We start from the raw sequence: 26,294 nt of genomic DNA, 5'->3' as shown, positions 1-26,294 counted from the left end.
TTTTAGATGGTTGTTCCACTAAGCATTAGATCAAGTCCGAGACTTTGTAGTCCGTCTAAATAATCTTGTTCCCAATTACTCGTAGTAAGTTTTGGAACATGTTCAGATGGAATGTATTCAGAGCTGCCTTTGGCAACTTTATCTAAACTCATATCATCCATTTCATCGTTACAAAAAATGATCGTTTTAGGATTAATGATCGCAACAAATGTGGCTATTAATCTACTAATTGCGTCCATTTCATCATCTTTATTGATTGCTATTTTTTTAGAGCCGTTACCATTTTCTAAAGCTTGTCGAAAGTTACGGTCATCGTACATTGGGACAAAAGAAATTTCTCCAGAGAAAAATGTACTTCCACGCACCACATCACCATTAATCATAATCCCTGCACCAGGACCATTTTGACCAGAATACAAGTATATTAGTGATTGATTGTCTTTCATTCCTCTCGTGTTGTGATATCCAAGAACGGCAGCATTCATATCGTTCTCAATCACAACAGGTATAGAAAAATGTTCCTCGAAATACGCTTTTAAATCGAAATGTTGAAACTGCTCATACCCAGGTATATAAAAGATCTTTCCATTTTCAACAGACCCGGGAACGCCAATGGCTATAGAACTGATTTTTGGATAGGTGGTTATTAAATCTTCAATGAACGTAGTTAATAAACGTAATCCGTCATCCACTAATACACTCGGTGCTTTTTCCTGTTTTTTTATTTCTCCAATGCAATTAAAAATGGAATAATTCGTTTCTGATTTCTCTAAAAAAATAGCAAGACCTAAGGAATACTCTGGATTGTATGTAAATCTTTTTGCTCGTCGTCCACCACTGGACTCATCTAATCCGATTGTTCGAATTTCGCCATCCTCCTCCATCTGCGCCAAAAATTTACTTATTGTCGGGAGACTAACTTCTAATATATTGCTTAGCTCAAGCTTTGTTGCACTTCCAAGTTCTAACAGATTTTTACGAATACCACGGAGGATGATCTTTTTCATTGCTTTTGGAGTAGCTATTAATTCATCCACAAACATCAACACCTTAAACACTTTTTTAACTACTTTATAAAGTTCTTTAATAAGTCGTGATTACTATATCATATAAAGTTTTTGAAAACAATGGAATTATACATCATGCTAATACAACAATTTTTACATGAAAAGGAACAGAAAAGCACACATTATAAGAGAGGAAAGGAGGGGAAAATCGTGAATTTAAATGAACTTGAGCTTCAACACCTTCGACACTTAATCGGTGGACATGAAACTTGTGCAACAAAGCTTGATACATATGCGCAGCAATGTCAAGATCCACAAATTAAAGCGATGCTTCAAAACCACGCAAACAGTGCAAGACAAACAAAACAACAATTAATGTCATTTTTAGGATAGGAGGACAAATCATGCTACAAGAAAAGGATATGGTCTCAGATTACTTATCAAATTTAAACTCCAGTCTGGCAAGCTATGCACAAATTATTGCTCAATGTAACAATCAACAATTACGAGATACGTTAATCCAAATCCGTAATAGTGATGAACAAAAACAATGGGAAGTATACCAAGCAGCTGTTCAACGTAATTATTACAAACCAGCTTCACAAGCTGAACAACAAGATGTTATGGAAGTAAAGCAACAATTTCAGCAAGGAAGTTAAAAAAGCAGTCAAAAGGGACATTTCACCACACAATTTTGTGTTGGTTGGAATGTTCCTTTTTATTTTCATGGAGTTTCTCTAAAATTGTAGGAAGAGGTCTATAACCAAATGAAATACATATAAATTAGTGGTTGAATACTACCGAGGCGGTGATTACATATGGATAAGTCCTCTAGAAACAACAAGAAAGATAATCAAAATAAGAAGAGTGAACAGCTTGATAAATATCGTATAAAAAATGCCGGTAAGAGTATAACGACCAATGAAGGACTTAAGGTCGCAAATAATGATAGGACCTTAAAGGCTGGAGAACGTGGTCCGGTATTAATGCAGGATTTTCATTTTTTTCAAAAGCAAATGCATTTTGACCAGGAGCGTATACCAGAGAGAGTTGTTCATGCAAGGGGTGCAGGGGCTCATGGTGAATTTGTATGCTATAAATCGATGAAAAAGTATACAAGGGCAGGTTTCTTACAAGAACCTGGACTTTCTACACCTGTTTTTGTTCGGTTTTCAACCGTACAGGGTGGGAGAGGCTCAATGGACACAGCGCGTGATATAAGAGGCTTTGCTGTCAAGTTTTACACGGAAGAGGGAAATTATGATCTATTAGGCCTCCAATTTCCTATTTTCGTTCTTTTTGATGCGTTTAAATTTGTTGATTCTCAGCATGCACTTAAACCTGAACCACATAATGAAATGCCAACTGCATCTGCAGCGCATGATAATTTTTGGGATTTTGTTGCAAATAATCAGGAATCCGCTCATTTTGTGATGTGGGCGATGTCAGATCGAGCTATTCCACGAAGCTGGAGGATGATGGAAGGTTTTGCAATTAACACATTTCGATTTGTAAACGAAGAAGGAAAAGGAACTTTTGTTAAGTTTCATTGGAAGCCGATTCTTGGTGTCCATTCATTAGATATGGAGCAGGCACAAATAATTGGTGGAGTGGACCCGGATTTCCACCGACGGGATTTATGGGATGCTATAGATCGGGGAGCATATCCTGTTTTTGAATTGGGAGTCCAAATGATTGAGGAACAGGATGAACACAAATTCGAGTTTGATGTGCTAGATCCTACAAAGCTTTGGCCAGAGGAAATTGTTCCAGTAGACATAATTGGCAAGATGACTTTGAATAAAAATGTCGATAATTTTTTTGCTGAAACAGAGCAAGTTGCATTTGATGTGACAAATGTAGTACCGGGAATTGCTTTTACAGATGATCCGATCCTACAAGGTCGAACATTCACGTATAAAGTGACACAGCTGCACCGGCTTGGCGGACCAAATTACCAGGAGCTCCCGATCAACCAATCCCTTTGTCCATTTCATAATAACCAGAGACAAGGATTTAACAGAACTCGAATTGATGTGGATCAAGTCAACTATTATAGGAATTCTATTGCCAACAACACACCAGGTCCAACCAGTCCGGATAAAGGCGGATATGAGCACTATTCAGAGAAAGTAGAAGGTTTCAAGGTAAAAGCAAGTAGTGACTCTTTCAAAGATTTCTTCTCCCATGCAAGATTATTCTGGAACAGCATGTCTCCTGTTGAGAAAATGCACATTATTGATGCTTTTAGCTTTGAACTTGCTAGTGTAAAAAACAAGTCTGTACGTCAGCAAGTTGTCGATATGTACGTAAATGTTGATAAAGAAATGGCGAAGACAATTGCTGAAAATGTTGGGGTAAATCCTCCAAAAGGAGATCATGTGCCCGTTACAGCCTCTTCACCTGCACTTAGTCAGGAGAATACTCCTCACTATCCACATACATTAACAGTAGGTGTTTTGATCGGAAATGGGTTTAATGACAAAGAAGTTTTGAATGTTTTTGAAATTCTCCGTCAACATGGTGTGTTTATTGAAACGGTTAGTGAACAGCTTGGGACTGTAACTGGAGCAGATGGTACCAAAATAGCAGTCACGAAAACATTTCTTTCAACACACGATGTTCTTCATGACTCGCTATATGTTGTTGGGGGGCAAACTGACAATCAACGATTTTTCAATAGTAAAGTTACTCAATTTATTCACGGAACATATAAGCACTTTAAACCAATTGGTATTGCAACGACAGGGGAGGCGTTTATTCAACCATCAGAGCAAAATAATTTAGCAGGAGTATTCTTTGCCAGAACAAACAAGAACTTTGGTGACGATTTTGTCAAAGCTATTGCGAAGAAGCGGTTTTGGGAAAGGAAATAAAAGTGGATACATCTAAAAAACAGAGGCTTATGCCTCTGTTCAGTTTGTAGACAAAGTAAAAATCGCTAGCCCTTCAGACTGATTGCTAACGCTTGCTTTCGAGGCACGAAGCCTTGTGAGGAGCGGAGTTACCGGGGTTGGTAATGAGCACCGCAGCAAGGTGAGTAACGAAGAAAGCGAGCGTTTGTCAACAGTCTGAACAGAGGCTTATGCCTCTGTTTTTTTATTTTTTATATCTTGTTTTGTGCTTTGCTCATTTCCACACACATAAGAATAAACGCTCCTGCTCCGTGAAGGTCATTCTCGCTCGTAGGTCGTGCAATATAATGAGCGTAATCACCAATCCCGGTACCTATGCAGATATTGCCAATGAGTACGTTTCCATTATTATCGTAGTTCAGCGTATCAATCACACCTTGATACCCTTTCTGAGCATATTCCATATATTTGCTGTCAAGATAACCTAAACGAACCGCTTTCGCAATAGCTTGAACATATAAGGATGTGCAAGAGTTTTCCAACCAATTATCAGAAAGGTGTCCTTTGTCAACTACTTGATACCATAAGCCAGTTGCAGGATCTTGGTATTTGGTTAACGCTATAAGCAGGTCCTGAAGGATACTTATCAGCTTTGGTTTATCTTTATGATCCTCAGGAAGATAATCAAACATTTCCAATAAGGCTACAGGGTACCAGCCGATTGCACGGCCCCAGAACTCAGGTGCCATTCCAGTGATAGGATCTGCCCAATTTGCCGCTTTCGTTTCATCCCAGCCATGATATAACAAACCTGTATCCGGATCTTTTGTATGCTTTTCCATGAGTATTGCTTGATAGGTCATCATATCGAAATAGTCACTTTGATCGAAGGTTTTACCGAATTGAACGGCAATAGGTCCTGCCATGTATAAACCATCGAGCCACATTTGATTTGGGTAATGCTCTTTATGCCAGAATCCTCCTGATGGATTCGTCTTCCATGATTTTAACAAAGGAACCAGGTTGAATAATGCTTTTTTATAGCGTTCATCTCCTGTTTGCTCATAGAGGGTAAAAAGAAGCACACCTGGTTGTATATCATCGAGTTCGTTTGAGTTAAATTTCAATACGGTACCATCAGCAAGAATATGGCTATCTACCCATTTTTTCATATATTCATAGTATTTACTTTTGTTCGTTTGCCTCCAGCATTTTTCCATGCCAGATAGAAAAACACCTTGATGATAATGAAATCGTTCCGGCGGCAACAATTCCGGTTCAAATTTTGCCATTAACGTCTCACAAGCTTTTTCAGCCCATTCAAGTGGAGTAAGCGTTTCCTTTGATGTTTTATATGTACTAGATTCAGAAAAACTCATAGTAATCTTCCTCCTTCATTTGTTTAAAACTAGAGTAGCACAATGAAATGTACATTTTTTGCAGTAATTCATTAAAATCACTCATATCTTGCGGTAATATAAAACTAAATAAAAAATTGGGTTATGAAGGAGGGGTATCTTCTGAAGAATATTTTATACAAAAATGATGAGGAAACCTTCACAGTGTCATACCGAGAAGCACTTAGTCATCATATGCCAACAAATCATTTTCACAGTACATTTGAAGTATATTACTTAATGTCAGGTACACGGGAATTTTTTATAAAGGATCGGACGTTTGTTGTAAAAGAAGGGGATGTTATTATTATTTCTCCTAATATACTTCATCGAACGACGAATACAGAATTGCCAAAGCATGAGCGGTTTATTGTCAACATCCATGAAAGCTGCATGGGATCCTGTGACCAGTCTAATAGGGGAATTTTTCAGCCACTATTCGAGCAGGAGTACATGATTTTGAGATGTTCACTTCAAGAGCGGATATTGATTGAAGCACTCTCGAATAATATCATTCAGGAAATTCAGGATAAAATGCAGGGCTTCGAGATGTATGCTCAAACATTAGTGCAGCAGCTGCTCATAATATGTTGCCGGCATATCAAACAAAACAGAATACAGTCATTAGAATTTCCAAGTCCAATGCATGAAAGAATTTCAGAGGTTGTCCGTTATATAAACAACCATTATATGAATGATTTATCACTCAATTTACTAGCAGATAAATTCTACGTAAGTCCCTACTATTTAAGCCGATTCTTTAAAGAAGCAACAGGCTTTACATTTATTGAATATCTCAACAGCGTAAGAATCAAAGAAGCTAAAAAACTTCTGGAGCAGTCTACCATGAAAGTCAACTTCATATATAAAAAAGTAGGTTTCCGAAGTATTACTCATTTTGGAAGGGTATTCAAATCAGTTACAGGATATGCTCCATTACACTACCGGAAAAGAAAGTAGCGCTGGGCACAGAGGTGGTCCGTGGGACAGGTCCCTCGACCCACCCGTGGGACAAGGAACCTGTCCCCATGGACCATCTCTAGAATTTGTCATGTGCAGGTGAATTGTAGAATAGTTATATATGATAAGAAACGTGGTCATCAGGGGGGAGATAGATGCGTTATTTAATGGGTGTTGATGGTGGAGGTAGTAAGACATATACCGTGATTACAGATGAATATGGAAATAAAGTAGGGGAGGGTTTGTCAGGTAGAGGAAATCATCAAGATGTAGGAATTCATACTGCATTGAGGAACATTAAAGAATCGATTGAGAAAGCACTGGCAACTTCCGGTCTTCAATATGAAGATATTTCCTTCACACAATATGGGCTTGCCGGAGCTGATCGTGAAAAAGATTTTGCCATATTACGTCCAGCTCTGAGTACCTTACCCCTTAAGTCTTGGAATGTTGTATGTGACACTTTCGAAGGGTTAAGAATTGGCAGTGAAAATAACATCGGAGTAGTGCTTGTATGTGGCACAGGCACAAATGCAGCAGGAAGAAATAAGGAAGGGAAAGTCGTTCAAATAGGAGGTATGGGATATCTTTTCGGAGATGCTGCAGGTGGAATATATATGGCACGAGAGACTTTTCGTTCAGCCGTAAGATCATGGGAGCAGCGGGAAATCCATTCTATATTAACCGACAAAGTTTCCGGATTTTTTGGCTTTCAAACAATGGAACAACTTGTTAATGATTTTTTGGACCGGGATATTTATGAGGTACCTGGTGAATTAGCGATTGTTTTACATGAAGCAGCAGCAGAGGGAGACCACCTTGCGATTCAACTATTGAGGAAAACGGGTGAAGAGTTAGGGATTGCGGCGAATTCTGTGATAAAAAGATTAGGTGATTTTGAAAGCGATACCATACCAGTTGTACTAGTCGGTTCAATTTTACAAAAGGGGAGAAGTCATCATTTAATTCAATCATTAAAGTCGAAAATAGAAAGTGAAAATCCTAACATTTCAATCATCATTCCTGACATTGAACCTGTATATGGATCCATTCTGCTAGCAATGGATCATTTAGGAATCGAGACAACTGGTGAAATCTATCAAAAATTTAGGAACGATAGGAGGAAGAAAGAAAATGACAACTAAATTGAAAGTTGTTGTTATAGGCGGGGGCTCCTCCTACACACCAGAACTGATTGAAGGTTTTATTAAACGATATGAGGAATTTCCTATCGAAGAGCTGTATTTAGTTGATATAGAGCCAGGACATGAAAAACTGGAAACAGTCGGTGCACTTGCAAAGCGAATGATTGAAAAAGCCAATTTGCCTATTGATGTCCATCTGACGTTAGATCGAAGGGAGGCCATAAAGAATGCAGCCTTTGTAACAACACAAATACGCGTAGGAATGCTTGATGCCCGATCGCGGGATGAAAAGATTCCGTTAAAATATGGACTTTTAGGCCAAGAAACAACAGGTGCAGGTGGTTTTGCCAAGGCATTAAGAACGATTCCGGTTATTTTGGATATTTGTCATGATATAGAGGAGCTTTCTCCACATGCCTTTTTATTAAACTTTACCAACCCTGCAGGTATCGTAACAGAAGCTGTAACGAAGTATACAAAAGTAAAAACAATTGGTTTATGTAATCTTCCAATCGGTACCAAAATGTCAATAGCGAAAATGATGGATGTAGATGTGTCAAAAGTTGATATTGAAATGGTCGGAATTAACCATTTGAATTGGACAACAAAAGTATGGATAGAAGGGAAAGAGATAACAAGCGAAGTACTAGACATTATGTCCGGTGCAAAGGGTGTGACTGTTAAGAATATACCTGATATAGAATGGGATCCTGAATTTATTCAATCGGTTGGGATGATTCCATGCAGTTACTTAAGATATTACTATATGAAAGATAAGATGATAGAAAAGCAATTACAAGATTTTGAGACGAAAGGAACAAGAGCAGACGAAGTGAGGAAGGTGGAGGAAGAGCTTTTTAAACTCTACAAAAATCCTAATTTAAATAGTAAGCCTATTCAGCTTGAAAAACGCGGGGGGGCCTACTATTCTGAAGCTGCAGTTCAACTTATGACATCCATTTATAACAATAAAAAGGACATTCAAATTGTTAATGTTAAAAACAATGGACTCATTTCATGTTTACCAGATGATGTATCAGTAGAGGTGAATTGTGTCATAGATTCAGAAGGTCCGACACCATTACAACTTAAAACAACCTTACCGCCACATATTCGAGGCTTGCTACAAATAGTGAAAGCATATGAAGAGCTTACCGTAGAAGCGGCAGTACATGGTGATATTCAAGCCGGATTGCAAGCATTGACGATTCATCCTCTCGTTGGATCCGCAGAATTAGCGAAAAAGATTTTTAAAGATATATTAGATAAAAATAAGGAATATCTCCCTCAATTTAATAAGTCAAATGATAATAATGGAGGCATAAAATGATAGATAAAACAATTTCAAAAGGTAATCCAACTATAAGTACGTGCGCTTTTACATTTGATGATGGTCCAAGCAAACAGCCGTTAGAAGAATGGTTGGAAGCACTTGAACAATTCTCTGTATCAGGCACATTTTTTTTCACTGGAGAATGGATTGACAAACACCCGGAAAAAGCAAGAATGCTGATCTCACGCGGTCATGAACTTGCATCACATTCTTACCATCACCGTCGAATGTCAGAACTATCAAAAGAAGTATTTTTAAAAGAATTAAAGGAAACAGAACTAGCCTTTCAAGAAGCAACGGGACAGCCATGCCCGAACTTTTTCCGTTTTCCCTATCTAAATTATAACGAGCAAAACCTTAGTTGGCTTTCAGAATGGGGCTATCACAGCATAAAAGGGAATGATACAGGTGATTGGGCAGGAATTCCAGCTCAGAAAATTATCGATAACAGCCGGGGGTTTTTTTATAATGGTTCAATACTTGTTCTACATAGCAATGATATAACGAAAGAAACTCCCGCTGCACTAAAACAGCTTATTCGAAGTGCTCAGGAAAGAGGCATACAACCCGTAAAAATATCTGAATTAATAGAAGGGATCGGAATCACACCAAATTATAGGTCTTGGAAAATTTCAATTGATATTCCTGTTTCTGAATCTATTCCGTTACATGAGTGGACAATAGTAGCGAGCTCACAGGATAGACAAAGATTAGCTGCTGAAACATTGGAGTGGAGGTTAGATAAAATCCCTTCTGGAAAAGGTGCAGAAAATCAATGGATTCAGCATTTATCAGAACCATTAAAAGCGAATCATATTGTTGAGGACAGAGAGTTGTTTTCTGGACAGATGAAAGCAGACACGTTTTGGGGTTATGCCCGTTTCGGTATAAACAAAGATGAGTTAATATTGCTGGATTTTGGATTTAAGGAAGCACAAGCTGACACATTGGTAGATTTGCTGCGATGGTCAGTTAGTATTGCAAAAAAAGCAGGATGCTCCAAAATTGTTGCTAGACAGGACATGCGCAGAATTCATAAAATGTGTCAGCAGATGGGGTGGAAGTCAATGATTGAGGCTGATGAAAAATTATCAGCAAAACAATTAATACACTTATAGTTGTTTATTAAGTAGTTTAATCATGTAAAAAATAGTAAACATACTATATCAATTTTTTCAATGGAGCATTACACCAAGTGGGTAGTGCAGTTATTTTTTTATTAGGGAACATATGTTTGATTTTTGGTTTTGATTATGGTAAGATGTTAATGTAAAAACTATCCAAATAAAGGAGTGGTAATATGGCATTGAATCCCTACTTAATTTTTGACGGAAATACACGAGAGGTAGTCCTCTATTATGCAGAAGTGTTTGGTCTTGAGGAGCCTGAATTTATGACCTTCGGATCTATGCATTCAGAACATCTACCTCCGGGATCAGAAGACTTAATTATGCATACATATCTAGAGGTTTCCGGGACTAAATTGATGTTTTCGGATAATTTTCCTGGGACTCCTTATCAAGTAGGTAACAACATTACAATCGCATATGTAAGCGATAACGAATCTGCAATCAGAGATGCTTTTGGAAAACTAAAGGATGACGGTTCTGTTAAGATGGAGCTTCAAGAGACACCTTGGAGTAAATGTTACGGAAGTGTAACGGATAAGTATAATATCCATTGGCAATTTAGTCATGAAGATTAATGAATAATAATAGCATTTGTGTAACGATTGAGCATTCCTTCATAATGGGGAGTGCTTTTTTTTATGGGAAAAATGAAAGTGTTGTGAAATTAACAATAACAATTAATTAAAAAACACTATTTATTTATTGTAAATCAATAAAATGTGTGTTAAATTCAAATTGTTATAAATGATGGTTGTTAAATGTTAACAAGGGTCACTGATTTTCATTAAACCGTTCTTTAGGAAATATCTACAGTCAATCTTTCTATGGAGGTAGAAATCATGAGAGCACTAAAACAGCTCGCTTATTTTGGTTGGGAACAGGCCTTATCCTGTTTGTTTCCTGTCGTCATATTTGTTTCTTTGGCTATCACAAAATTTATATCACTTCCTTTTCTACCACGGTACGACTGGCTGCTTATCATCTGCCTTTTCATGCAGTGGTGGATGGTTCGTTCAGGACTTGAAACACGGGATGAACTAAAGGTTATTACACTGTTTCACATTATCGGGCTTGCTCTGGAACTTTTTAAAGTACATATGGGGTCATGGTCCTATCCGGAGGAAGGGTTCTTTAAAATTTTTGGAGTGCCTTTGTATAGCGGTTTCATGTATGCAAGTGTAGCGAGTTTTCTTTGCCAGGCGTGGAGGAGGCTTAAGGTCGAACTGGATAAGTGGCCGCCGTTTTTGGTCGTTGTGCCTCTGGCAGCTGCGATTTATTTGAATTTTTTCACCCACCATTATTGGATTGACATTCGTTGGTGGTTATCTGGACTTGTAATAGTAGTCTTTTGGCAATCAGTGGTCACATATGAGGTAAACGGAACTCGATACCGTATGCCGCTCGCACTTTCTTTTGTACTCATCGGTTTTTTTATATGGATCGCCGAAAATATTGCCACGTACTTTGGAGCGTGGGAATATCCAAACCAAACAGATGCATGGAGCCTGGTTCATTTAGGGAAGGTAAGTTCATGGCTATTATTAGTCATTGTTAGCTTTTTAATCGTAGCAACGTTAAAGCTTGTAAAGCGGGACATCATACAGGAAAGCGCTCCTGAAAAATCGGGAAACAGTAAACCGGATCGTGTGTCTAAGGGTATAATTTCCTAGAAGTGTTTATAAACATTTATAGTACAATGGATAAGAAACGATTCAATGTTCGTGAACTATAACATATATATACTAAAAAACGATGTTTATTATTTTAGGTTTTGGTTATTATTCATGTACAATAAAAAAATCGTTAAAACAGTACTATAAATTGTTAGGTGTGTTAAACATGGTGAAACAGAAAATATTGATCCTAATTGTTAGTTTGCTAGTGGTGTCCTTTAGCCTTTACTTCTTTCTTTCAGATTCTAATCAAACGAAACCGGCATCTGTCGAAACAAAAATTATGAATGAAGAGACAGATTCGAATGAAAATACAGAACAATCTTTAGCGGAAGAAAACCAAAATTCTAAAGAAACAGAACGTGAGAAAGAGGCAGTGGTTGAGGATGTTTCTGTTGAAATGGCAAAAGACGAAGAGAAGGAAAAAGTAGATGGTGAGAGTGATAAAGAGGACACAAAAACGGAAGGAATTAGGGAAAAGGTTAAGGGAGTAGTAGAAGGTGTAATCAAATTATTTGAAAAAGATCTAAATGTAGTAGCCATAGGTGATTCCCTTACTCAAGGTGTTGGAGATGAAACAAAAAACGGCGGTTATGTCGGGATCTTAACGAATACGTTTAAAGAAAATAATTTAGATATTTCCATTGAAAACTATGGGAAAAGAGGAAATCGAACAGATCAATTATTAAAACGTCTAGAAAAGAAAGAAATCGAAGCATCCATTCAACAAGCTGATGTTGTGTTAATTACAATTGGGGCTAACGATATAATGAAAGTAGTAAAAAATAATATTATGAATCTTCAAGTAGATCAATTTGACCAAGCAAAAACAGGCTATCTCGAAAGATTAACAGCCATTCTTGACAAGGTTAATGAAATAAATCCTGACACAAAAATATATTTAATCGGTTTTTATAATCCATTCGAACATTATTTTGGCGACATTAAGGAATTACAAATGATTGTTAACGATTGGAATGCGTCTAGTGAAGCCGTTACCGAACAATTTGAAAATGTAAATTATATCCCCACCTCAGATTTATTTAGTGATTCTGACATAGAATTATTATCTAAAGATCAATTCCACCCAAACACAAGCGGATACAAACTAATGGCAAAGCGGATTTTAGAGAACATTGATGAAGTTACCGTAGAACCAAATTAAGGTCCGAAGGGACAGGTTCCTTGTCCCATTTAATTGGGACAAGGAACCTGTCCCCCTGGACCAATTAATTTTTCAACGGCGGGAATGTCAGCGGGTGCCCATTTTAAGGAGACGAGATTTTCTCTTTTTAACCAGAGTAATGCAGAGTGTTCACGAGCTTCGGGTTGACCGCTAATCATGTTACATTTAATACATAGTAATTGAATGATAAAATGTTCATATTCATGAGTATGTTCATGAAATAGATCAACAGTTTCAATTGTGCAATTGAGCTCTTCCTTTATCTCTCTAACTAAGGCAGTATAAATATCCTCTTCCTTTTCTACTTTACCACCCGGAAATTCCCACATATTCGCCATGGTCATGTTAGGTGATCTTAGTGCACAGAGAATTTCGTTTTGTTCATTTTCAATAATGGCAGCGACTACTTTCACTAGTTTTTTCATTATCTCCTCCAACATTGTTTTTCTACATCTTCAATTACCGTTATTCTATACATGAAATCGAGCAACGTTGTAAAAACATGTTCCCCCTAATTATTTTACCAAATTTCTAGTGATTTGAATGCTTGGATTAAGAGACATCAGAATCGAGTCTGTTATTTGAAATAATATGTTTATTCCTCTAAATACAGTGGGTAATGAATTTATAAACAAGCATAAGGAGAGAGAAATGATTGAAACATATTTAGAATCAAAGAAACAAGAAATGTATGAGCTTTTGGAACGTTTAGTGAATACAGACAGCGGAACTTACAATAAGAAAGGGGTAGATGCAGTAGGTAACATTTTAATAGAGAAATTTGAGGAGATAGGAATGGATGTTAAGATTCATTCCGAACAAAAGCTGGGTAATCACTTAGAAATAAAAGCTTCAAGTGATAGTGACCCAAAAATTCTAATCATTGCCCATATGGACACCGTCTTTCCAAAGGGAGAAGCTAAAAAAAGGCCATTTCAGGTAATTGGCCATAAAGCTTTGGGTCCAGGTGTAAATGATGAAAAAGCAAGTCATGTTCAGGTTTTATATGCACTAAAGGCTTTAATGGAAGCAGGATCTGATGCGTATAAAAATGTGCATATTATTTTTAACAGTGACGAAGAAATCGGATCGCCTTCCTCAAAGCCATTAATTAAACAGGTTGCTGAAAACAAACAGTATTCTATCGTGGTCGAATGTGCGCGCCCAAATGGCGGAATTGTCACTGAACGTAAAGGTGTTGGCCATTTCACGTTGTATGTAAAAGGGAAAAGTGCCCATGCCGGCGTAGAACCTGAACTGGGAAGAAGTGCGATTGAGGAAATCTCTCATAAAATTCTCAAACTACAGCAGTTGAACAATTATGATGAGGGAATATCAGTGAACGTTGGATTAGTTAAAGGGGGAACATCAACAAATACAATCCCTTCGGTAGCGAGAGCTGATATTGATGTACGATATAAGCATGAAGATCAGGCAACAGAGATTGTTAGGAAAATAACGGAAATTTCACAGGAAGAGCATGTATCAGGAACATTTACCAAATTAAAGGGGGATATGAGTCGACCTCCGATGCAGAAAACAAATGAGACCGAGCAGTTGATAAATGTTATCCATGAAGCTGCAGCTGATCTTGATATGTCAATCCGAGAAGTAAGTTCAGGGGGAGGTTCTGACGCCTCCTTTACGGCAAGTGAAGGCATACCTACCGTGGATGGAATGGGTCCAATGGGCGAGTTTTCTCATAGTGAAAAGGAAGAATATACAGATTTAAAAACATTCCCTCAGTATACAGCATTACTTGCTAAGACGATTGAAAAACTAAGTAGATAATGTGTTAACTTAAAATGAATGTCTCTATATCATATGCTTCGATCCTATTTGTAAGCAAGATCAGACCAGGATAAAAATTATCCTGGTTTTTTATTTATGTAATCTTCTCAATAGGCAGGAGTAATTTCAGAGCTATCAAAATAAAAAATTATTAAGACAATAAAATTGGGCTTTTTTTGACTGAAAGTTTATTGACAACTAATGCTATTCTGCATTACTATATAGTGGTAGTGAGTAATACTAAATATCAGTATCACAAAATACTGGTAATAATAAGTACTGAAATATAAAGTGAGGGAAAACATGTGGAAAATATTACAGAAATGCTGAAAGGGGTGCTTGAGGGTTGTGTGCTTGAAATCATCAGTCGCGGCGAAACTTACGGCTATGAAATTACGCAACAACTGCGAGAACTTGGCTTCACCGATGTTGTTGAAGGCACAGTTTATACGATTACCATGCGGCTTGAGAAAAACAATCTGGTGGACATCGAGAAAAAGCCATCAACAATGGGACCGCCGAGGAAATTTTACACTCTCAATGAAGCAGGTCAAGAGCATTTGAAGAATTTTTGGAAAAAATGGGAGTTTGTTTCAAGTAAAATAAACGAACTCAAATCAAAAGTAAAAACAAAAGGAGAATTTTTATGAGTATATTTGATAAAATTATCGGAAGTATGGAAGACAAGCGGGAATGGAAGGCAATGGAGGCGCGAGGGAAGGCACTCCCAAGTGAGTATAGCAATGCTTACAACGCGATCAAAAAATATTTGTGGACAGCTGGTGGTCCAATCGACTGGAAAGACACGAGTCGTATTTTTGGTGGCATTCTCGATCTCTTTGAAGAAGGTGCAGCGGAAGGCAAGAAAGTCACTGACCTCACGGGTGAGGACGTTGCCGCTTTCTGCGACGAGTTAGTGAAGGATACGAAAACTTGGAATGATAAGTATCGCAAGAGGTTGAATGATACAATTGGTCGTGGCTAACGGAAATATTCTAATGTATTTTCCCTAGTATCGACACTAACGATCGTAACCTGTGTGGCAGAAGGAAGATAGTTGCTTAAAATACAGGGGAAATGTGGCGTCTTTAGCTGTTGAACTAGTGGCAAAGCTAAAACCTACTTCGTCAAGTAACGTGATAATATGATTCAGTGTGTCAAGTAGTTATTGAGAAAAAAGTAAATTCAATAGAATTATACCGGCTGAATAGATGGTCCAAATAGGAATGATACCTTCACTATTCAGTTCTATTTTTTATCCAGTAGTTAGTTATACAGATTATCAGTCAGACTAAGTAGGTGATCTTTTATGATAAGGAGATCGACCTGATAATTATACCTTTTCGTCTGAAGGCGAGAAATCAGTTCGTTAATTAAGACAAAGATCTCAAATTTCCGGATTTCGCAAGCGGCCTTGTTGCACTTTTAAAAAGGAGGAGAAAAGGATGAGCAATGAAGTGGTTTCTGTAAAAGGGTTAATAAAGTCTTTTAAAGACAAGGAAGTGTTAAAAGGGGTTGATTTTGAGGTGAAACGTGGCGAAATTTTCGCACTGTTGGGTTCTAATGGAGCTGGCAAGACAACGACGGTGAACATCCTCTCAACACTAATGAAGCCTGACGGCGGCGAAGTAGCTATTTGCGGGTATGACGTCAAGCGTCAACCGGATTATGTTCGCCAAAGCATCAGCCTGACAGGGCAGTTCGCAGCTTTAGACGGCATGCTCACCGGACGGGAAAACCTAATGATGATCGCCAAGTTACGGGGAGTTCCCAATCCTGCTCAAGTCGCCGACATTCTGCTGGCAAAATTCAGCCTAAACGATGCGGCCGATCGCCGGGCTGATAAGTATTCCGGCGGGATGAAGCGCCGGCTAGATCTTGCTATGAGCCTGATCGGAACGCCAGCAGTCATTTTTCTTGACGAACCGACGACAGGACTTGACCCGGAAGCGCGGATTGAAGTCTGGGAAACTGTTAAGGAGCTTGCCGAAGGAGGCACGACCATCCTGTTAACAACACAGTATCTGGAGGAAGCTGAACAATTAGCGGATCGTATCGCCATTCTGCATGATGGAAAAATCATCACAACCGGTACCCTTACCGAGCTTAAGAAGATGTTCCCGCCAATGAAAGTGGAGTACGTTGAGAAGCAGCCGACATTGGAGGAAATTTTCCTTGCGATCATCGGGAAAAAGGAGGAGATGTAAATGAATAGTAAAACAGGGGTATTATTGGGACGATTAATGCGGAATATCATGCGCAGCCCGGATACGATAATCACGGTGGCGATTACACCGATTATGATGATGTTGTTGTTTGTCTACGTATTTGGCGGCGCCATAGAGGCTGGCACGGACAACTACGTCAATTATTTATTGCCGGGAATTCTGCTGATGGCTATCGCTTCCGGAGTCGCTTACACGTCCTTGCGGCTGTTTACAGATGTAAAGAGCGGACTGATGGCACGTTTTATTACCATGCCCATCAAGAACTCGTCAGTATTGTGGGCTCATGTATTGACATCGCTTGTTTCCAATGCGCTAACTGTCATGATTGTTATCCTAGTTGCGCTCTTGATGGGTTTCCGTTCCAGTGCTGATATCCTTGAATGGTTATTGGTAGCTGGGATACTAGGGCTTTTTACGCTAGCGCTGACATGGTTGTCAGTCATTCCCGGATTGACGGCAGGGTCAATGGAAGGCGCGACAGCTTACTCCTACCCGTTGATTTTCCTGCCGTTTATCAGCTCTGCTTTTGTACCGACCGAAACCATGCCTAAAATTGTCCGTGCATTCGCTGAAAACCAGCCTGTGACGTCAATCGTGAATGCGATTCGTGCCCTCTTGTATGAAGAGTCTGTTGGCAACGATATCTGGACTGCACTTGCCTGGTGTATCGGCATCATGGTCATTGCATACTTCTTCGCCAATAAAGCATATAAACGTCAGTTAGGGTAGTTACATTAATAACTAAACAAAAAGGATCTTCCGAGAAAGATCCTTTTTAAATATTGAAGATTCAGTTATCGTTTTGAGTGATTAGTTATGTCTTCTGAAACATGTCGGATCATTTTTTACTTCGTTCATTTATTAGATGCTATTTCGCATCAGTTACTTGGTACTTTAAGTTACGCGTTACCAATTCAAATTGAAATTTTAGGATTATTAGGATTCTATTTATCATTACCTTTGTCGGTAGCAGTAATAATTTTAAGTGTTAGACTGATAAGAATAAAAAAATATGAGTTTTTTTCTTATGTTTCATTAAGTGTTTCAATTTTACTATTTTTAGCTGTTATGTATTCTTTATTTAACTGGAGCCAACCATAAATCTAACACTGGAATTCTAATTTTAGTACAGTAAATAGGACTAGACGTCCTTTTTTTATTGGAGAAAAAGAAGTGTGTGCCTCAAAGTTTTCAGGTGAAATTACATTTTTTATATTTTTCACCCCAAAAAATAACAACTTTTTTTACACGTAAACGTCTTATAAACATAGGGGGAGGGAGAATGGAAGAAACAATAAAGAATGAAGTCTTAAATAGAGAACTTAATATTGTTTTTCGTTATCTATTAAAAAAAGGTGTGCCTCACCTGGATGCTCAAGACGCTGTACAAGAAACAGCATACAAATACCTAAAATACTCTGACTCTATTCGTTCAACAAAGGTTCGAAGCTGGTTAATTCGCGTCGCATTGAACTATTATTATGACCAATGCCGAAAAAATAAAAAATACATATTGCATTTAGAGGAAGAAATGGTTGGTCTCCAGGTCGATGAACTTCCGGAGTTTATTATCCTAGCCAAGGAGCGTGCAGAGGAATTTAGTAGATTACTAATTAAATTAAAGCCGCTTTATTCAGAACTTCTTCTGTTAAAGTATGAATCTGATTTATTTTATGCTGAAATTTCTCAACTAATGGGAATAAGTACAGGTTCGGTCAAAGCGAATTTATTTCGAGCAAGAAGAAGTTTATTAAAATATTATAAGGAGGATCATGATGGACGATAAAAAAAATTCTAAACAAATCTCGGAAATTGACTTTTTAAGCGATTCTTTATTCCAACGTTCCATAAAGAAAACAAGATGGAAACAAATCGGTTTATATACACTTATTTCAATTATTACTGTGATGGTTTGTATTGTTATCATTCATCTTGGGACACAGTATCTCATTCATAAAAAGATACAAGCGGATGTCGTTCAGCAGTCTAGTGCCGGTAATGGAGACCCTGTAAAAGGAGCTGGAATTATCGGAAGCAGTACAAGGTATCACTATAATATTTTTAGCGTAACAGGTGAAACCATCTACTATAAACAAATAGGGAATAGACAATTCGTTTGGGACACAGTGACTAAGAAATATCCTGCCATAGGGAAAGTAGAAGTAATGGATCTTGGGAGTGGTATGACTGAATTAAATCGAATAGACGAAGAAGCAAAACGGTCTGTTAGGTACAATCAACTAAATAACGAACGTATTATCGACTTTTATTATCCCGATATAAAATATACCTTTTTACCACAGGAGTTAGATATTGCCACAGAGTTAGACGAAAACACTTTAATCGAGGTAGCCCTTTCCTTTAATAAACCAATGACACCAAATGACTTAGGTGAAGTATTAGGATATAAGAATGTGGATTGGCTATGGATTAATTCAAAAACAAAGAAACAAATGAAAAAAATCGAAGATATGCCAGGTTCTGATTCAGTAAAAGTTTTAAATGGAGATAATGCTTATGGTTTTGGAGTTACAAAAGAACATCCCTACTCTGATTTTCCTATAGAAGATACAATGATAAGCGGGGCAGTAATTAGTGGAACACCTAAAGAATTGAAAAGATTTCTAGATATGAATATTATTAGAACTTCAGTGATAGGTGCAACGATAGATAAATATTAGCATTAAAATTTTGGGTTAAGGGTGAATAAGCCATTGCGGCAACGGTCTTGAACAATCGAGCGCATTTCATTAATAAAAAATGTGCTCATTGTATTATGTAAATGATTATGGATAATTCATGAAGAAATATATTAATGGTAATTTAAATGGTAGTATTTAACAATAGAGAGGTATATTATGGTGAAATTTAGATTAAATTTATTAATCTCACTTTTTATTATTGGAGGTTGTAGTAATAGCTTACCAACTTATGAGCTGGAGGAAAACTTTAATACAACTGTAATTGATGGTGTTGAATATGCCCTTCATAAATTAATGATTAACGGTAACACATATATATCTGAACCGGAACAGTATATCAAATCTGACTATTATGATGAATTCAAAATTGGCAGAAAGATTGGAAAAACGGATGATGGCATGGAAATTTATCAAGTAGAAAATGATGAAAACCGGTTAGTTATCAAAGGATTTATGTATCCAGCAGATTTCTTTAAACTAGAAAGCTCTCCATAAAGTATAGGTTACCAATCAAGTGTTTTTATGAAAATGATTCCACAAAAAAGCCTGTAGCTAAATCTAAAGAAGTGGTATTATGATTGCAAATTATATTCAGTTGAAAAGATATATTGTAAATGGTGTAACCAGTCCAATTGTATTGGGAGGATGAATATGATTAAAACAGTTATATTCGATTTAGATGGAACATTGTTGAATAGAGATGAATCAGTTAAATTGTTCATAAATGCTCAATATGACAGGTTAAATAAGGTAGTAGGTCATATTCCAAGAGAAAACTATGTAACAAGGTTTATTGAATTAGACAGTCGTGGGTATGTATGGAAAGATAAGGTGTACCAACAATTAGCAAATGAATTTGAGATAACTGACATAACGTGGGAAGAGCTACTTCAGGATTATATTTGTGAGATGAAAAATAATTGTGTTCCTTTTCCTAATCTTATAAGTATGTTATATGAATTAAAAAGAAGGAACCTTAGGTTAGGTATCATTACAAATGGAAAAGGTCAGTTCCAGATGGACAATATAAAGGCATTAGGTATTGAGGATTTTTTTGATACTATTTTAGTGTCTGAATGGGAAGGAATAAAAAAACCTGACCCGGAAATTTTTAAAAGAGCTTTGAAACAGCTTAATGTTTCACCTAACATAAGCATATTTGTAGGGGACCATGCTGCAAATGATGTGAAAGCTGCTCAAAATGCCGGCATGATAGGGATTTGGAAAAAAGATATTCAATGGAGTAAGGTTGAAGCGGATTTTATTATTAATGATTTAGCCGAATTACCATTTGTTATAGATAATATCAACAACAATATGTTTAAATCTTACTGAACAAATGGGTAGCTCATAAAAAGCCGGGCTCCATTTTACATTTGGAAACCGGCCTTTTCCATATACAAATCTCTAATTATATCAGGTTTATTCATTTACTAATGGCTCATCCAAGTTCTTTAAATACCATGCATCCATAGCAGAATGTTCGGAACCTGCTAGTGGTTCCTGTAAAAGAGTAAAACCAAATTTCTCGTATAGTTTACATGCGGTTTTTAATTCAAGCTTTGTTTCCAAGTAACACTTTGTATAGTGTTCAGAAGCAAATGTTAAAGCTGTTTCCATTAGCTTCATTCCAAATCCTAAGCCTTGTGTTTTTGAACGTAAATATAGCTTTTGCAATTCACAAACGTTATCTTGTTCGTTAAATGGTGCAATACCAATTCCTCCAACAACTTCTCCATCAACTTCTACTACCCAATACTTTGCATGGTTTAAATGATGATAATATTGATAAAGCTCGTTAAGTTGAGGATCAAAATAAGCGGTTCCAGGAATCGCTAATCCAAGTGATTTTAATGAATCTTGTATGATTTCTTTTACTTTTGCATTGTCTTCTTTTTTCATTTCTCGAATAATCATAAACGAACTCCTTCTAGTAAGCCTGAAATAAATTGCACAGAAAATGGCATTTCTAAAACGTTGGCTTAGTCTCCATTTTTTTAAGATGCAGTTATGTTAATGGTAAAAGTGGACTAAGTCAACACAAGAAAGGAAGCTCTTAAATAGAAAATAGAAAAAACCATTTAATTTCTTAAAAGAAGAAGTAGTATTAATGTTAAAATTAGGAAGGGATTGGAGTTAAGGAAATGTCCTTTTCTTGGTTTAGCTGCTTCAATTGTGAGCCTTCAATTATATAAAATGAATAGTAATATTAAAAAATAATTCAACTAATTAAATTATTGAAATGGGGTTGGCATATGTCTGAAATTACATTTTTAGCTTCATCCAAACCTTTTAAAATACCCGAAGAAATCCAAGAGTACAATAATCGTACATTTTTTAAAAGAATGGAAGAGTTTATGAGTTTATGGGTGATCGAAGTGGATGCGGATGGATGGGGTGATTTGGTCAAAGGGCTTTTTAGCTTGCCGTACATTTATGAAGTCTCTGGTGCTGATAATCAATTATTTTTATTGTATCTTGAAAAATATATGGAAGAAGGAGATGTTTTGGAACTATTATACTTTCCCAATCAGCACGCCTATGAATACTATCAGAGTAAGTTGATGAATAACCCTGAACCAATACTAATAAATGTCAGGAGTTTCACCTATCAAAATAAATATGGAACTTATCAGTTAAATCCTAAAAAATGGGTAGAAGAGTTGAGTCATAAAAATTATTTATCAGAATACGGTATCACAACAATTGTTAAGTATTAATAAGTGCTTTTTAAATTTAAATCATGAATCAGTAGTCTTATTCTAGGAAGATATTAATTGTATAAAGTAAAATATTATATGTGAGGTTTAACATGATATTTAAACATAATAATTCAGAAGCTGTTATAATTGTTAATCACGAAATTTATGGAGTTAATCTCCATATAAAGGGAGTGTGTGAATCTCTTTTTAAACAAGGGTTTGATGTTATCTGCCCTAATTTGTTAGATCAAGAGGTAGCTTTTGACTACGCACACGAAGATGTTGCTTATAGCAATTTTATAGACAACATTGGATTTACAAGAGCTTCAGAAACAATAAATAAATTATTATTTCAAGTGAAAGATAATTATCATAAGATTTTTATTGTCGGTTTTAGTGTTGGAGCTACTATTGCCTGGTTGTGCGGCAATAAAGAGTTTATAAACGGTGTTGTAGGATATTATGGATCGCGAATTAGGAATTTTTTAGACGTAGTGCCTCAATGTACTACATTATTATTCTTTCCTCATGAAGAGGAATCAATTAATGTGGATAAATTAATAACCAAATTAGAAGAGAGGAACATAAAATCAATTAAGTTTGATGGTTTTCATGGTTTTAGTGATCCGTATTCCACAAAGTATCATGCAGAATCCTCATCAAAAGCATATAACGCAATGCTGGAATTTTTAATGAAAAATTGATGTATTTAGACTATGGTTATTTCATAAGATAGTATTTTGTGAAATTTATTGATTTCTAATGGATGAAAATATTTTGATATGTAAGGTAATCATTTTTCTATATCTTCTTTAACACAAGCATAAGGTTTATATATTGGAAGGAAAATTTGGTTTTTGTCGAATTGTTTTAAACCTGAAGTAGGATCTCAACAACCGATTCGCAAACAACTGTTGGAATAGTTATCATTAAAATATTATCTCATCCTATAATTTAGAGCAGAAACAGTGAAATGGAGGCATAAATATGCGGATTTTAGTAGTAGGAGCTGGAGGAATTGGCGGCTATTTTGGCGGCCGTTTAGTAGAAAAGGGAGAAGACGTTACGTTTTTGGTTCGTAATAGACGAAAACAACAGCTTGAAAAAAACGGCTTAGTCATTCGTAGTATAAAAGGTGATTACTCATTTACACCTAAATTAGTCACAAAAGATGAAAAATCAGATTCATTTGATATCGTCTTACTCTCAATAAAAGCTTATCATTTAGAGGAAACCATTAATGATTTGAAACCATTTATCGGTGAGAAAACGGTCATTATTCCTTTATTGAATGGTGTAGCACACCTATCTCCAATACAACAAGCATTTGGAAAGGATAAAGTGGTTGGAGGCTTATGTATTATAGAAACAACCTTAAATGAATTAGGTGAAGTAGTGCATACGAGTACATTTGATCAGCTTGTGTTTGGTGAACTGGATCATTCAAGTACAGAGAGAATTCAACAGATTGCTACTACATTCAGTGGGACAAAAGCCAACTTTATTTTGAGTCATCATATCAAGCAAGATATATGGAAAAAATATTTGCTAATCACAGTTATGTCAAGTGTGACAACACTAATGAGAGCAACAATGGGTCCAGTACGTGAAAGCGATGGTGGGATCGAGTTTATTAGAGGTTTGTTTGATGAAGCAGCAAAAATTATGAGAGCTTGTGATGCACCGCTTCCAGACGATATTGTTGATGTGCATATGAAAACAGTAGCCAACGTTTCTTATGATTTTAAAACTTCAATGCAGCGTGATATGGAAAAGGGCTTATCAATTGAAGGTAAGCATTTACAAGGATATTTATTACAATTGGCAAAAGAATTTAATATTGAAACACCAATGTTGAAGGTTGTTTATCAGAATTTAAAAGTATATGAAAAACAGCTGAGGGACGTTCATTAAATTAGGAATAAAATACATGAGGTAAGATCGAATAATTGTCTATGGCTTCCTACCTCAAGTCAAAGAGAGTGAGGGTGATTTTATAAAAAAGTATCTTGGTTTAATCTCATTGTTATTGATTTTTACTTTTATTATTTTATGTTTTATTATCCCACAAGCATTGAATCCCTTACCTGATTCTTTGGATTTATGGTTGTTATTACTACTACTGCTCGGTTCATTTTTCACCGCATTATTTAGTGTCAAAGGGCGCTTGAAAATAATTACTTTAACAATTTCTTCTCTTGGTATGGCAGTATTAATAGTCTTATGTATTTTCGTTATTGGTATGATGCTGTTTGGTAATTTTGGGACATAGACTAAAAAAGATTGCTTACAAAAGGGTTGTTTAAATCAATATTGATCCTCGCCTTCGGAGCGTCTTTCAGAATGATGGAAAGACGTCTTTTTTTGTTAGAAGTTTTAAAAAAGGTTAACATTACCAATTAATTTTGATAAAATGGATTTAATCTTTTATAAGAGGTGAGCTAAGTTGAGTATAGTTGAGCGGAGTACAAAGTTAGATTTAGATCGAATTGTTTTTATTGGAAGAACCTATGACGAGTATTTGGATATGCTCTCGCTTTCAGAGAAAGAGCTGTATGGAAAGAAAATACTCGATTGTCCAGCAGGAGCTTGTTCGTTTACTGCTGTTGGTAACAAATTAGGTTTAGATGTAACAGCTTGTGATATTGCATATGATCACCCGGTTGAAGACTTAAAAAATAAAGGGCTCCAAGATATTGAACATGCGATGGAGCACATGCAAAAAGTCCAAAGTAATTATAAGTGGGATTATTTCAAGGATATAGAAGGTCTTAGAGAAAAGCGTTTAAATGCCTTACAAGATTGCACCAATGATATGAGGAATTTCAGTGAAAGATACATTCCTGTTACTCTACCATCTCTACCATTTAAAAACGAAGAATTTGATCTTGTTCTCTCTGCACATTTTCTATTTATGTATGCGGATAGATTAGAATATCAGTTTCACATTGAAACGCTCAATGAATTATTGAGAGTAACGAAAGAGGAAGTTCGTATATACCCTTTAGTTGATTTAGAGGGTAATAGATATAAGCATTTGGATAAATTAATAAGCTATCTGACCGATAATAGGTATACAGTTGAAGAAGTGAAAGTACGGTATGAATTTCAGAAAAATGCTAAATCGATGTTAAAAATAATAAAAGGGTAGTAAAAAAGATCAACGTGTATGCGTTGATCTTTTTTACTTTCCTCTTGTTAAAAATCGGGTGAAAAGCTTATATATGTTTCATATTAATTGATGCCACGTTTTATCTTTAATGGTGTTCGTATTACATTTTTTAACATTTGATGAGTAGAGTGATAGAATTAAGAAAAGGGAGGTTGCTAAATGAATATGAAACTTGAATTATTAGAAGGCGAACAAGTTAACATCATTCCTATGAGGGAAGATCACATACAAGGGTTGTACGAAATAAGTTGTGATCGTAAAATATGGATTCATTTACCTAGAGAAATCACAACGTTTGAAGAAATGAAAAGTTTTGTAGAATCAGCTCTCTATAATAAAGAGAATGGTATGGAAATTCCTTTTGTCATTATACATAAAGAAACGAATAAAATAATTGGAAGTACCCGTTTTCTAACAATATCTCCTGTAAACAAAACACTAGAGATAGGATGGACCTGGTTATGTCCAACTGTATGGGGAACAGGGATAAATAAAGAGTGTAAATATCTATTATTAAGGTATTGCTTTGAGAGACTTGGAATGATTCGCGTTCAATTTAAAACAGATGAACAAAACAATAGATCTCAAAGAGCTATTGAGGGAATTGGTGCAACAAGAGAAGGAATCTTAAGAAACCACATGATTCGAAAAGATGGTTCTTATAGAAATTCGGTATTCTATAGCATTATAGAAAGTGAATGGGAAGCAGTAAAAGAGAAAATTTGTTCATGCTGATTTTCGGGCTTGTTTATTTTTAGGTATTATTAAAAAGGGAACCGTTATAAAGGGATCGTCATTCCTTTGTGTAACGGTTCCTTTTTTGTTTATTACAATAACAATTTCAATAGTTGTTTTTCTTTTATTAATAAAAAAATAGTAGAAAAATAAAAAAAATTAGGTTTAAGGATTGTCCTTTTCGTGAATTAAGAGGGTATAGAAATAATCAAGATTACTAGAATGCTGAAATGAAAGTTTTAAAATATTATTTTACCAAAACAAGGATTATAGGGAGG

The 26,294-nt window shown here is 36.2% G+C and carries 28 protein-coding genes; 24 read left to right on the top strand and 4 right to left on the bottom strand.

All coding sequences use genetic code 11. The features are described 5' to 3' along the window. Window positions 1-2: 2 nt before the first annotated feature. Window positions 3-1,037, bottom strand: a complete 1,035-nt coding sequence (locus HWV59_RS15720) for an ROK family protein (RefSeq protein WP_407941579.1) — start codon at window positions 1,035-1,037, stop codon at window positions 3-5. 177 nt (window positions 1,038-1,214) lie between these two features. Between HWV59_RS15720 and HWV59_RS15715 the strand changes: the two genes are divergently transcribed. From HWV59_RS15715 to HWV59_RS15705, 3 genes are all read left to right on the top strand, one after another. Further along, on the top strand, window positions 1,215-1,400 hold the full coding sequence (locus HWV59_RS15715; RefSeq protein ID WP_175640087.1) for a hypothetical protein: 186 nt from the start codon (window positions 1,215-1,217) through the stop codon (window positions 1,398-1,400). Between the two features lie 11 nt (window positions 1,401-1,411). Further along, window positions 1,412-1,666 (top strand): spore coat protein, encoded by a 255-nt coding sequence (locus tag HWV59_RS15710; RefSeq protein ID WP_102232646.1) that lies wholly within the window; start codon window positions 1,412-1,414, stop codon window positions 1,664-1,666. 159 nt (window positions 1,667-1,825) lie between these two features. Continuing rightward, on the top strand, window positions 1,826-3,883 hold the full coding sequence (locus HWV59_RS15705) for a catalase (RefSeq protein WP_175639435.1): 2,058 nt from the start codon (window positions 1,826-1,828) through the stop codon (window positions 3,881-3,883). A 230-nt stretch (window positions 3,884-4,113) separates the two neighbouring features. On the opposite strand, the gene HWV59_RS15700 is transcribed toward HWV59_RS15705, so the two are convergent. Beyond that, the gene (locus HWV59_RS15700; protein ID WP_175639434.1) at window positions 4,114-5,241 is read right to left on the bottom strand and encodes a glycoside hydrolase family 88/105 protein; all 1,128 of its coding nucleotides are present in this window, start codon (window positions 5,239-5,241) and stop codon (window positions 4,114-4,116) included. 183 nt (window positions 5,242-5,424) lie between these two features. On the opposite strand from HWV59_RS15700, the gene HWV59_RS15695 reads away from it, so the two are divergent. The 7 genes from HWV59_RS15695 (at window position 5,425) to HWV59_RS15665 (ending at window position 12,665) form a co-directional block, all read left to right on the top strand. Continuing rightward, the gene (locus tag HWV59_RS15695) at window positions 5,425-6,219 is read left to right on the top strand and encodes an AraC family transcriptional regulator (RefSeq protein WP_328824282.1); all 795 of its coding nucleotides are present in this window, start codon (window positions 5,425-5,427) and stop codon (window positions 6,217-6,219) included. Between the two features lie 155 nt (window positions 6,220-6,374). Next, window positions 6,375-7,364, top strand: a complete 990-nt coding sequence (locus tag HWV59_RS15690; RefSeq protein WP_175639433.1) for an N-acetylglucosamine kinase — start codon at window positions 6,375-6,377, stop codon at window positions 7,362-7,364. Then, complete coding sequence (locus HWV59_RS15685; protein WP_175639432.1) at window positions 7,354-8,694, top strand: 6-phospho-beta-glucosidase; 1,341 nt, start codon at window positions 7,354-7,356, stop codon at window positions 8,692-8,694. Before HWV59_RS15690 ends, HWV59_RS15685 begins: the two co-directional genes overlap by 11 nt. Further along, window positions 8,691-9,815 carry a polysaccharide deacetylase family protein gene (locus HWV59_RS15680; RefSeq protein ID WP_175639431.1) on the top strand — a complete coding sequence of 375 codons (1,125 nt, stop codon included), beginning with the start codon at window positions 8,691-8,693 and terminating at the stop codon, window positions 9,813-9,815. The genes HWV59_RS15685 and HWV59_RS15680 overlap by 4 nt, the downstream gene beginning before the upstream one ends. Before the next feature lie 182 nt (window positions 9,816-9,997). Beyond that, complete coding sequence (locus HWV59_RS15675; RefSeq protein WP_102232640.1) at window positions 9,998-10,402, top strand: VOC family protein; 405 nt, start codon at window positions 9,998-10,000, stop codon at window positions 10,400-10,402. Window positions 10,403-10,666: 264 nt separating this feature from the next. Further along, complete coding sequence (locus HWV59_RS15670; RefSeq protein ID WP_235991755.1) at window positions 10,667-11,497, top strand: DUF817 domain-containing protein; 831 nt, start codon at window positions 10,667-10,669, stop codon at window positions 11,495-11,497. 169 nt (window positions 11,498-11,666) lie between these two features. Then, a complete protein-coding gene (locus tag HWV59_RS15665) occupies window positions 11,667-12,665 on the top strand; it encodes an SGNH/GDSL hydrolase family protein (protein WP_175639430.1) in 999 nt (332 codons plus the stop codon). Between the two features lie 29 nt (window positions 12,666-12,694). On the opposite strand, the gene HWV59_RS15660 is transcribed toward HWV59_RS15665, so the two are convergent. Further along, the gene (locus HWV59_RS15660; protein ID WP_102232637.1) at window positions 12,695-13,111 is read right to left on the bottom strand and encodes a (deoxy)nucleoside triphosphate pyrophosphohydrolase; all 417 of its coding nucleotides are present in this window, start codon (window positions 13,109-13,111) and stop codon (window positions 12,695-12,697) included. Between the two features lie 226 nt (window positions 13,112-13,337). Between HWV59_RS15660 and HWV59_RS15655 the strand changes: the two genes are divergently transcribed. The 9 genes from HWV59_RS15655 (at window position 13,338) to HWV59_RS15615 (ending at window position 20,742) form a co-directional block, all read left to right on the top strand. Beyond that, complete coding sequence (locus HWV59_RS15655; protein WP_235991754.1) at window positions 13,338-14,477, top strand: M20 family metallopeptidase; 1,140 nt, start codon at window positions 13,338-13,340, stop codon at window positions 14,475-14,477. 305 nt (window positions 14,478-14,782) lie between these two features. Continuing rightward, window positions 14,783-15,127, top strand: coding sequence for a PadR family transcriptional regulator (locus HWV59_RS15650; protein ID WP_175639429.1), 345 nt, complete (start codon window positions 14,783-14,785; stop codon window positions 15,125-15,127). After that, window positions 15,124-15,462, top strand: coding sequence for a DUF1048 domain-containing protein (locus HWV59_RS15645; RefSeq protein ID WP_175639428.1), 339 nt, complete (start codon window positions 15,124-15,126; stop codon window positions 15,460-15,462). Before HWV59_RS15650 ends, HWV59_RS15645 begins: the two co-directional genes overlap by 4 nt. 460 nt (window positions 15,463-15,922) lie before the next feature. Further along, entirely contained in the window at window positions 15,923-16,684 is a 762-nt protein-coding gene (locus tag HWV59_RS15640) for an ABC transporter ATP-binding protein (RefSeq protein WP_175639427.1), read from the top strand. Next, entirely contained in the window at window positions 16,685-17,434 is a 750-nt protein-coding gene (locus HWV59_RS15635; protein ID WP_175639426.1) for an ABC transporter permease, read from the top strand. A gap of 553 nt (window positions 17,435-17,987) precedes the next feature. Beyond that, window positions 17,988-18,491: an RNA polymerase sigma factor gene (locus tag HWV59_RS15630; RefSeq protein WP_175639425.1), complete on the top strand. Its 504-nt coding sequence runs from the start codon at window positions 17,988-17,990 to the stop codon at window positions 18,489-18,491. Continuing rightward, complete coding sequence (locus HWV59_RS15625; RefSeq protein ID WP_175639424.1) at window positions 18,481-19,386, top strand: anti sigma factor C-terminal domain-containing protein; 906 nt, start codon at window positions 18,481-18,483, stop codon at window positions 19,384-19,386. Before HWV59_RS15630 ends, HWV59_RS15625 begins: the two co-directional genes overlap by 11 nt. Before the next feature lie 180 nt (window positions 19,387-19,566). Beyond that, entirely contained in the window at window positions 19,567-19,902 is a 336-nt protein-coding gene (locus tag HWV59_RS15620) for a hypothetical protein (RefSeq protein WP_142385659.1), read from the top strand. A 156-nt stretch (window positions 19,903-20,058) separates the two neighbouring features. Then, window positions 20,059-20,742 (top strand): HAD family hydrolase, encoded by a 684-nt coding sequence (locus HWV59_RS15615; protein WP_175639423.1) that lies wholly within the window; start codon window positions 20,059-20,061, stop codon window positions 20,740-20,742. Between the two features lie 87 nt (window positions 20,743-20,829). Here the strand turns inward: HWV59_RS15615 and HWV59_RS15610 are convergent, their stop codons facing one another. Then, entirely contained in the window at window positions 20,830-21,324 is a 495-nt protein-coding gene (locus HWV59_RS15610) for a GNAT family N-acetyltransferase (protein ID WP_102232626.1), read from the bottom strand. Between the two features lie 338 nt (window positions 21,325-21,662). Between HWV59_RS15610 and HWV59_RS15605 the strand changes: the two genes are divergently transcribed. The 5 genes from HWV59_RS15605 to HWV59_RS15585 all read left to right on the top strand — a co-directional run bounded on the left by HWV59_RS15605 (window position 21,663) and on the right by HWV59_RS15585 (window position 26,016). Next, window positions 21,663-22,127, top strand: coding sequence for a hypothetical protein (locus tag HWV59_RS15605; protein WP_102232625.1), 465 nt, complete (start codon window positions 21,663-21,665; stop codon window positions 22,125-22,127). 92 nt (window positions 22,128-22,219) lie between these two features. After that, window positions 22,220-22,813: a dienelactone hydrolase family protein gene (locus HWV59_RS15600; RefSeq protein WP_175639422.1), complete on the top strand. Its 594-nt coding sequence runs from the start codon at window positions 22,220-22,222 to the stop codon at window positions 22,811-22,813. A 283-nt stretch (window positions 22,814-23,096) separates the two neighbouring features. Beyond that, window positions 23,097-24,023 (top strand): 2-dehydropantoate 2-reductase, encoded by a 927-nt coding sequence (gene panE, locus HWV59_RS15595; RefSeq protein WP_102232623.1) that lies wholly within the window; start codon window positions 23,097-23,099, stop codon window positions 24,021-24,023. Between the two features lie 532 nt (window positions 24,024-24,555). Then, the gene (locus tag HWV59_RS15590) at window positions 24,556-25,260 is read left to right on the top strand and encodes a class I SAM-dependent methyltransferase (RefSeq protein WP_175639421.1); all 705 of its coding nucleotides are present in this window, start codon (window positions 24,556-24,558) and stop codon (window positions 25,258-25,260) included. Between the two features lie 180 nt (window positions 25,261-25,440). Next, complete coding sequence (locus tag HWV59_RS15585) at window positions 25,441-26,016, top strand: GNAT family N-acetyltransferase (protein WP_175639420.1); 576 nt, start codon at window positions 25,441-25,443, stop codon at window positions 26,014-26,016. Window positions 26,017-26,294 lie beyond the last annotated feature (278 nt).

It is taken from the genome of Metabacillus schmidteae, from assembly GCF_903166545.1.
Taxonomy (GTDB): Bacteria; Bacillota; Bacilli; order Bacillales; family Bacillaceae; genus Metabacillus; species Metabacillus schmidteae.
This window is presented reverse-complemented; position numbering and strand designations above follow the sequence as displayed.